This window comes from Nonomuraea sp. NPDC003201 (assembly GCF_053590415.1).
The window spans coordinates 1-8,899 of record NZ_JBSFTC010000388.1; the positions used below are offsets into that span (position 1 = coordinate 1).

Sequence of the window (8,899 nt, forward strand, 5' to 3'; positions counted from 1 at the left end):
GGCCCCGGCCGACGGCGGCGTCTACACGCTGGCGTCGGGGTCGAGCGGCAAGTGCGTCGATGTGACGGGCGCCTCGGCCGACAACGGCGCCCTGCTCGTTCAGACCGCCTGCGCCTCCTCCGCGCTCGATCAGCAGTTCAGGGCGGTGGCACGGGGGAGCGCGTTCAACCTGGTCAACGGCGGCAGCGGCCGGTGCGTCGACGTGCCCGGGGCTTCGACGGTCTCCGGTACGCAGTTGCAGCAGTGGGGTTGCGGCGACGGCAGCAAGACCAACCAGCAGTGGACCCTCGCGCCCTCGACGGCCGCCTCCGGCAAGTACCTGGTGAAGAGCGTCGCGACCGGCCTGTGCGTGAGCAACAAGGACGGCTCCACCGCGGGCAACAACCCCATCGTCCAGGAGACCTGCTCCGACGTGGCCCGCATGCAGTGGACCTTCAACTCCACCTCCGGATCGGCCACCCCGACGGTGGCGTCCGACGGCACCGGCCGCTACCGGACCGTGCAGGCGGCGATCGACGCGGTGCCGGCCGGCAACAGCAGCCAGGTGGTGATCACCATCAAGCCGGGCACCTACCGGGAGATCGTCGTCGTCAACAAGCCGTACGTGACGCTGCAGGGCCTGGGCTCGTCCCCGTCGGACACCCTCATCGTGAACAACCACTCGGCCTACACCCACGGCACCTCCGGCAGCTACACCGCGCTGATCTCGGCACGTGACGCCGCCGCCACCAACCTGACGATCTCCAACGACCTCGACGAGAGCACCGTCCCCAGCGGCGCGCAGGCCGTCGCGCTGCGGCTGGACGGCGACCGCACCACGCTGACGAACGTCCGCATCCTGGGCGACCAGGACACCTTCCTCGTCAACGACTCGGCCCGCGCGTACGTCAAGAACTCCTACGTGGAAGGGACCGTCGACTTCGTCTTCGGCGGCGGCACGATCGTCTTCCACAGCTGCGACATCTACGAGAAGCGCAGCACGGGCGGTCCCGTCACCGCGGCCAGCACGGCGGCGGCCAAGACGTACGGCTTCCTGTTCTACAAGTCGCGCATCACCGGCGCCACGAACAACACGACCACCCTCGGGCGGCCGTGGCGCCCCGACGCGCAGGTGCTCTACCGGGAGTCGACGCTGAGCGCGACGATCGCGACCGCGCAGCCGTGGACGGACATGTCATCGAACTCCTGGAAGAACGCCCGTTTCCTCGAATATCGGAACAACGGCGCCGGCGCGACCACCAACGCCAACCGTCCGCAGCTCAGCGACGCGCAGGCGGCGAACTACACCCCCCAGAAGTACCTGGCCGGCGGCGACGGCTGGAACCCCGCCGGCTAGTGCTGGTGACCGCCCTGTTCGGCGTGGATCTTCTTGGCGATGTCGACGTCCGCGATCGAGCGCTCGATGAGCGCCCGCATCGCGGTCTCGGCCGCCTTCGGGCGCTGCCGGCGGACGGCCAGCAGGACCTCGGCGTGCTTGTCGGCGGACTCGCTGGTGAGGTTGGCGTGCACGAACTGGTCGCGCAGCCGCAAGCCGGCCTCGATCGCGGTCGCCATCCGGGCCATCAGCTCGTTGTGCGCCGCGCGCAACAGGGCATGGTGGAAGGCCAGGTCGGCCTCGACCTGGTCGCCGGTCGGCCGGCCGGCGACCTCGCGCATGGCGGTCAGGGCGTCCTCGAGCGCGGCCAGGTCCCGGTCGGTACGCCGTAGCGCGGCCATGCGCGCCACCGCGGGCTCGATCGTCAGGCGCACCTCGCCCAGCTCGTCGAGGAACACCTCGTCGACCTGGGCGGCGAAGCGCCAGCGCAGCACGTCGGCGTCGAGCAGCGACCACTGCTCGCGCGGCGCGACGAACGTGCCGCGCCGGGGCCGCGCGCCCACCAGACCTTTGGCGGCGAGCACGCGCAGCGCCTCCCGCACCGCCGTCCGGCTCACCCCGAACCGCTCCTGCAGCGCCACCACGTCGAGGTCCTCGTCGGGGGCGACGACGCCGTTGACGATGGCCGTGCCGAGGCTGACGACCACGCGGTCGTGGGCGCCGGCCCTTCCGATCTCCTCCATGCCGGAATCATGCCATGGCCGGACCACCTGCAACAAAAGTAATCATATTAATGAAGATGAGCCAGCTCCAGGACGGCCAGCTCGTCCTGCAGGACGAGCACGGCCCCGCCGATCGCGGCCGCGTCCGAGCCGCTGACCGAGCTGACCACCCGCACCGGGTGCGCGCGCCGGGCGAAGGTGCGCCGCCGCACCTCCTCCTGGACGACCGACTGGTAGATCGGGCCCGCCGCGGCGAGGCTGGGCCCGGCGAGCACGATCGTGTCGAGGTCGAACAGGCTCGCCATGGTGACGGCGGCGGTGCCCAGGTGGCGGGCGGAGCGCTCGACGAGCGTACGCGCCTCCGGGTCCCCTGCCAGCGCCGCGGTCGCGATGCGGCCGAACCCGGCCATGACGTCCGAGTCGGCGGAGTCGAGCCCCAGCCGCCGGCCGAGGCTCGATGCCTCCAGCGCCTGCTTGATCACCGCGGTGGGGTCGGCGTAGTTGCCGAGGCAGCCGTAGTTGCCGCAGCCGCACGGCCCCCCGTCCAGGTCGACGGTGATGTGGCCGATCTCGACGCCGTTGGAGGAGCTGCCCCGGTAGAGCTCGCCGTCCACGACGACGCCCCCGCCGATGCCGCTGGCCATGTAGACGCACCCGAACGCGGGTGTGTCCACCGCCCCCAGCCAGTACTCCCCGATCGCCGCGGCCGCCGCGTCGTTGTCGAGCAGCACCGGCAGGCCCAGGATCTCCGACAGGCGCGGCGCGACCGGGTATCCGAACCATTCGGCGGTCGGCTGGTGGGTCAGCAGCACGCCCGCCCGCCGGTCCTGCGGCCCGTACGTCGCCAGCCCCACCCCGAGCACCTTCCCGCGATCGACCCCGGCGGTGTCGAGCAGGGCGTTCACGCGCGAGGCCACCAGCGTGAGGCCCTGCCCGGGAGGCAGCAGGGCCGTGCCGGGGAACGAGGTCCGCGCGACCGGCCGGCCCGTCAGGTCGGCGAGGACGACGACGCAGGTGTTGCGTTCGAACAGGACGCCCACCGCGTACCGTGCCCGTGGGTTGAGCTGCAGCAGCGTCCGGGGCTTGCCGCCGGTGGACGCTCCGCGCCCGACCTCGACGACCAGCCCGTGGTCCATGAGCTCGCGGACGACCTGGGTGATGGTCGCCGGCGTGACCCCGGACTCGGCGGCGAGCTCGATCCGGCTGATGGTGCGCGCCGCCCGGATGCGGTTGAGCACGATCCCGCGGGTTCTCGGCCTCCCGGCCACTCGGTCTCCCTTACTTCGGGTGCCAAAGAAAGCCGGGCCCGGGCCGGTGTGTCCGGCCCGGGCCGTCGTTCCGTCAGCGGGCGGCGCAGGACGGCGTGGGGACGCTGTTGCTGCCGTTCCACGAGCCCAGGAACCCGAAGGTCGTGCTGGCTCCGGCGCCGAGGCTGCCGTTGTAGCTCATGTTGCGGGCGGTCACGTTGGATCCGCTGCTGCTGACCGTCGCGTTCCAGGCGTTGGTGACGGTCTGGCCGTTGGCGAAGGACCACGTCACCGTCCAGCCGCTGATCGCAGAGCTGCCCGCGGTGACCCGGACCTCGGCCTGGAAGCCGCCGCCCCACTGGCCGGTCACCTGGTAGGTGGCCGAGCAGGCGCCGGAGGGAGGCGTGGGGGTGGGGGTTGGGGTGGGAGTGGGTGACGGGGTGCCGGACGAGCCGCCGTAGATCGTGGCCTCCTTGGCGGTCGCCTTGATGCCGTTGGCGCCGTTGAAGATCCGCTGGCCCCAGGTGGTGAGCTGGCTCGGGTTGAAGCCGGTCGCCATGTCGAGGATCGGGTCGGTGTTGCCGCTCCAGGACCAGCCGAGATAGCCGAGGCCGCGCGACTGCGCCTCGGCCAGGATCGTCTCGTGGTCGACCTCGCTGGAGCTGAAGCGCCAGCCGAACTCGCCGATGACCAGCGGCCACCCGTTCGCCTGGAACCGGTTGAGGTAGTCGACGATGCCGGCGGCGGTGTTGAAGACGGCGTACATGTGGATCGACAGCACGGTGTTGTGCTGGGTGTCGGCGTTCAGGATCGTCTGGGCGTTGTCGCGCATGACGTACTGCCAGTCCTGGCCCCAGTTGGGGGCGTCGACCATGAGCAGGTGCTCGAAGCCGTTGCTGCGCATCTTCTTGACCGCGTTCGCGGTGGCGGCGGTCCATTGGGCGGCGTTGGTGTTGCCGATCGGCTCGTTGCCGATGTTGATGATGACGTAGTTCTCCTGGCCGACGAGCGCGCTCTTCTGGCTGATCCAGTAGTCCGCCGCCTCGTCGAGCGAGGCGGCGGCGCCCTCCTCGCCGTAGCCGGTGGTGTCGTGCACCTCCAGCACGCAGATCAGCTTGTTCTGCTTGCACAGGGAGATGACGTTGGCGACGTCGGTGGACGGGCCCCACCGTTTGCCGCTGCCGAGCACGACGCGCACGGTGTTGGCGCCGAGCGCCTTGATGTTGGCGAACGAGCCGGTCTGGCTGGTGTACCAGACGTGGGGGTGATTGACGCCCCGCATGATGAATTCCCGGCCGTTGGCCTCGACGATCTTCGTGCCGCTGACGTGCAGGCCCGCGGCCGCGGACGCGGACTGGACGTACACCAAGACCGACGCGACGGCCGCGAGCACGGCGGCGCCGAGGGCGAGAAGCCTTCTTCTCATGACCTACCTCGTGGTCGGGCCCCGGCCATCCGGGGCGGGAAGCGCCCCACACGCTATAGAGCCGCCGAAGGCCGGAGAAGCAGGGAAGATCACGCCCGGCGCGCGCGAAGTGCCGATCCATGCCCCTGCCTGCGGCGATCGGCCCGGGGGAGGTGAGGGATCACCTGAAAGTTTCAGCCGTTAAATAAGTCTGCTCACGACAGGGCCGCACGGGGCAGCCCGGGAATGACCGAGAGGAAGAACTCGCGGATGGCGGATTCGACCTTCACGGAGTCGCGGTCGAAGAGCCACTGCGCCTGCAGGCCGTTGATGAGGGAGATGGTCATGGTGGCCAGCGTCTCGGGGTCGATCGCCGGGCGCAGCCCGTCGCGTTCGGCCAGGGCGGTGAAGGTGCCGGCGTAGAAGCGGCGGAGATTGCGGTAGCGGTCGGCGTAGTAGGCGTGCGCGGGGTGGTCGGGAGAGGTCGCCTCGCCCGACACGACGCAGTGCAGCTCCATGAGCCCCGGCTGGAGCTCGTTGTCGACGATGACGGCGATCATGCCTTTCAGGGTCTCGACGGGGTCGGCGGCCGGGTCCAGCACCTTGGCCGCCTCCAGGAACTCGGTGCCGCGTTCGTCACGCAGCTCCAGCACCCCGAGCAGCAGGTCTTCCTTGCGGGGGAAGTGGTGCAGCAGCCCGGTGTGGCTGATGCCGGCGCGCTTGGCGATGTCCTTCATGGTGGCGCCGTAGAAGCCGGTCTCGCCGAACGCGTCCACGCAGGCCTCGAGGACGCGCCGGCGCACCGCCGCGGTCTTCGCGTACGGGCCGCGGTTGCCGGATGCCATCATGACGCCCCTCCAAATTAGTATCGCGATTCGGTTTTCATGCTAGCGTGTCGCCGACACCCATGGTCTCGAGCAAGGAACTCAACCATGCCCCAGCTCCCCTCCGGTTTCCTCTGGGGTGCGGCGACCGCGCCGCACCAGGTGGAAGGCAACAACGTCAACAGCGACTGGTGGGCCCTCGAGCAGCAGATGCCAGGCATGCAGCGCAGCGGCGACGCGGTCGACAGCTACCACCGCTTCGCCGAGGACATGCGCCTGCTGGCCGAGGCCGGGCTCAACGCCTACCGCTTCGGCATCGAGTGGGCCCGCATCGAGCCGGTCCCCGGGGAGTTCAGCCGAGCCGAGCTCGCCCACTACCGCCGGATGATCGACACCGCTCTCGACCTGGGTCTCACCCCCGTCATCACCCTGCACCACTTCACGAACCCGCGCTGGTTCAGCTGGCTCGCCGACGACGCCACCCAGCGTTTCCAGACGTACGTGCGGGAGGCCACGAGCATCCTCGACGGCGTCGAGTGGGTCTGCACGATGAACGAGCCCAACATGCTCGCCCTCATGATCGGGATGGCCCGGGACGCGCAGACCACCCAGCGGTCGACCGAGGAGTGGATGAGCCCCACCGTCGAGGGCGCCGCGCGGCCGGTGCTCCCCGACCCCGACCCGGAGATCGGCGAGCGGCTGGCCGAGGCGCACCACGCGGCCCGCGCGATCCTGAAGCAGCACACCGGGGCGGCCGTCGGCTGGACGGTGGCCTGCCAGGCGCTCACCCCGACCCCGGGCAACGAGGACAAGCTGCGCGAGGTGCGCCGCGTCCGTGAGGACCTCTACCTGGAGGCCGCCCGCGGCGACGACTTCATCGGCGTGCAGTCCTACTCCAGCCAGGCCGTCGACGAGAACGGCGTCGTCCCGCACCCGCAACACCCGGACAACACGATGACCGGCAACGCCTACCGGCCCGACGCCATCGGCATCGCCGTCCGGCACGCCTGGGAGACGACCGGCCGCACGCCGATCCTCGTCACCGAGAACGGCATCGCCACCCCGGACGACACGCGGCGGATCGCCTACACCTCCGAGGCGCTCGGCCACCTGTTCGCCGCCATGGACAACGGCACGGACGACGGCATCGACGTGCGCGGCTACCTCCACTGGACCGCACTGGACAACTTCGAGTGGGGCCACTGGGAGCCGACCTTCGGGCTCATCGCCGTCGACCGCACGACGTTCGAGCGCCACCCCAAGCCGAGCCTGGCCTGGCTGGGCGGGGTCGCCCGCCGAGGGGAGATCTGATGCTGAAGCCGCGCTCCACCCCCACCCGCGAGCTGGTCGGTCTCGACGGGCTCTGGCGGTTCGCCCTCGACGGCGGCCCAGGCCCGCTCGACACCACGCTGGAGGCGGCGGTCCCGGCCAGCTACAACGACCTGTTCACCGACAGCGCGATCCGCGACCACGTGGGCTGGGCCTGGTACCAGCGGCAGGTGCGGGTGCCGCGCGGCTGGGCCGGCGAGCGCGTCGTCCTGCGCGTCGACGCCGCCACCCACCGGGGCCGGGTCTACGTCGGCGACGTCCTGGTGGCCGAGCACGTGGGCGGCTACACGCCCTTCGAGGCCGACATCACCGGGCACGTACGCGCCGGGCAGGAGTTCCGCCTCACCATCGGGGTCAACAACGAGCTGACCGGCACGACGATCCCGCCCGGCACGATCACCGTCACCGCCGACGGGCGGCGACGGCAGACGTACCTGCACGACTTCTACAACTACGCGGGCCTGGCCCGCTCGGTGTGGCTCTGCAGCCGTCCCGCCGTCCACGTCGAGGACGTCACCGTCGTCACCGCCATGGACGGGACGGTGGAGTACGCGGTCCGGACCAGCGAGCCCGCCCGGGTCCGCGTCCGCGTCCTGGACGCCACCGGCACCCAGGTCGCCACGGCCGACGGCGCGAACGGCACCCTGCGCATCGAGGACGTGCGGCTCTGGCGGCCCGGCGCGGCCTACCTCTACGAGCTGGTCGCCGAGATCCTGGACGGCGAGCGGGTCGTGGACAGCTACCCCGAGCCCTTCGGCGTGCGGACGGTGGAGGTGCGCGGCACCGAGTTCCTCATCAACGGCGAGCCGTTCTACTTCACCGGCTTCGGCAAGCACGAGGACACGCCGGTGCGCGGCAAGGGCCACGACAACGCCTATCTCGTGCACGACTTCCAGCTCATGGACTGGATCGGCGCCAACTCCTTCCGCACCTCGCACTACCCGTACGCGGAGGAGGTGATGGAGTTCGCCGACCGGCACGGCATCGTCGTCATCGACGAGACCGCCGCCGTGGGCCTCAACCTCGCCGTCGCGTCCGGGCTCACCGGCGCCCCGCCCCGGCCCACCTTCTCGCCGGACACGTTCGGCGAGGCCACCCGCGAGGCGCACGCCCAGGCGATCCGCGAGCTGGTCGCCCGCGACAAGAACCATCCCAGCGTCGTCATGTGGTGCATCGCCAACGAGCCGGCCTCCAACGAGGAGGGCGCGCGCGAGTACTTCGAGCCGCTGGTGGAGCTCACCCGCGAGCTCGACCCCACCCGCCCGGTGAGCTACGCGGCCGTGCTCTTCGCCACGCACGACAACGACCGCATCGCCGACCTCTTCGACGTGCTGTGCATCAACCGCTACTACGGCTGGTACGTCGCCACCGGCGACCTCGCCACGGCCGAGACCTACCTGGAGCACGACCTGCGCGGCTGGGCCGGCAGGTTCGGCAAGCCGATCATGATGAGCGAGTACGGCGCCGACACCATGCCCGGCCTGCACGCGGTGTGGGACACCCCGTGGACCGAGGAGTACCAGCAGGCCTACCTCGAGATGAACCACCGCGTGTTCGACCGGATCGAGGCGTTCGTCGGCGAGCACGTGTGGAACTTCGCCGACTTCCAGACCTCCCACGGCATCCACCGCGTGGACGGCAACAAGAAGGGCGTCTTCACCCGCGACCGCAGGCCCAAGGCCGCCGCCCACGCGCTGCGGGCCCGCTGGAGGTCGCTCGCCGGCCGCAAACCACAGGGATAGCGGTCACTCCAGAGCCAGGCGCACCGGGCCGCCCGTGGGGTCGGCGCCCGCCACGAGGGAGTAGGGGACGCGGAAAACCCGGCCGGGAGCGGCCGGCCACGGGAGCCGGGCACGGCCGAGGACACGTCCGTCCTGGGTGGCGGTGACCCGCGGAAGCGTCCGGAAGGCGTCCGCCCACAGCAGGAGCCTGCCGCGGGAGGGCGGCGGCCCGCCGGGGCGGACGAGCTGCGGCGCGGCCGACGATCACGTGCATCTCGCGGCCGATGCCGGAGTCGGACAGCAACTCCTGGATGTCGAGCAGGCGGCAGGTGTCGC

7 protein-coding genes are annotated in these 8,899 nt (G+C 70.9%); 3 read left to right on the plus strand and 4 right to left on the minus strand.

Annotated elements, in window-relative coordinates; all coding sequences use genetic code 11:
* Positions 1–1,336 (plus strand): pectinesterase family protein (locus ACWDX9_RS55080; protein WP_449970548.1); only part of this gene is annotated, 1,336 nt, incomplete at its 5' end.
* Here ACWDX9_RS55080 and ACWDX9_RS55085 read toward each other — a convergent pair.
* From ACWDX9_RS55085 to ACWDX9_RS55100, 4 genes are all read right to left on the minus strand, one after another.
* On the minus strand, positions 1,333–2,058 hold the full coding sequence (locus ACWDX9_RS55085; RefSeq protein ID WP_449970551.1) for a FadR/GntR family transcriptional regulator: 726 nt from the start codon (positions 2,056–2,058) through the stop codon (positions 1,333–1,335). The two genes, ACWDX9_RS55080 and ACWDX9_RS55085, sit on opposite strands and share 4 nt — an antisense overlap.
* 47 nt (positions 2,059–2,105) lie before the next feature.
* Positions 2,106–3,305, minus strand: coding sequence for an ROK family transcriptional regulator (locus ACWDX9_RS55090; protein ID WP_449970554.1), 1,200 nt, complete (start codon positions 3,303–3,305; stop codon positions 2,106–2,108).
* Between the two features lie 73 nt (positions 3,306–3,378).
* Positions 3,379–4,710, minus strand: a complete 1,332-nt coding sequence (locus ACWDX9_RS55095; RefSeq protein ID WP_449970557.1) for a cellulase family glycosylhydrolase — start codon at positions 4,708–4,710, stop codon at positions 3,379–3,381.
* A gap of 194 nt (positions 4,711–4,904) precedes the next feature.
* The gene (locus tag ACWDX9_RS55100) at positions 4,905–5,537 is read right to left on the minus strand and encodes a TetR/AcrR family transcriptional regulator (protein ID WP_449970560.1); all 633 of its coding nucleotides are present in this window, start codon (positions 5,535–5,537) and stop codon (positions 4,905–4,907) included.
* An 84-nt stretch (positions 5,538–5,621) separates the two neighbouring features.
* Between ACWDX9_RS55100 and ACWDX9_RS55105 the strand changes: the two genes are divergently transcribed.
* Complete coding sequence (locus ACWDX9_RS55105; RefSeq protein ID WP_449970563.1) at positions 5,622–6,824, plus strand: family 1 glycosylhydrolase; 1,203 nt, start codon at positions 5,622–5,624, stop codon at positions 6,822–6,824.
* On the plus strand, positions 6,824–8,584 hold the full coding sequence (gene uidA, locus ACWDX9_RS55110) for a beta-glucuronidase (protein ID WP_449970566.1): 1,761 nt from the start codon (positions 6,824–6,826) through the stop codon (positions 8,582–8,584). Before ACWDX9_RS55105 ends, uidA begins: the two co-directional genes overlap by 1 nt.
* Positions 8,585–8,899 lie beyond the last annotated feature (315 nt).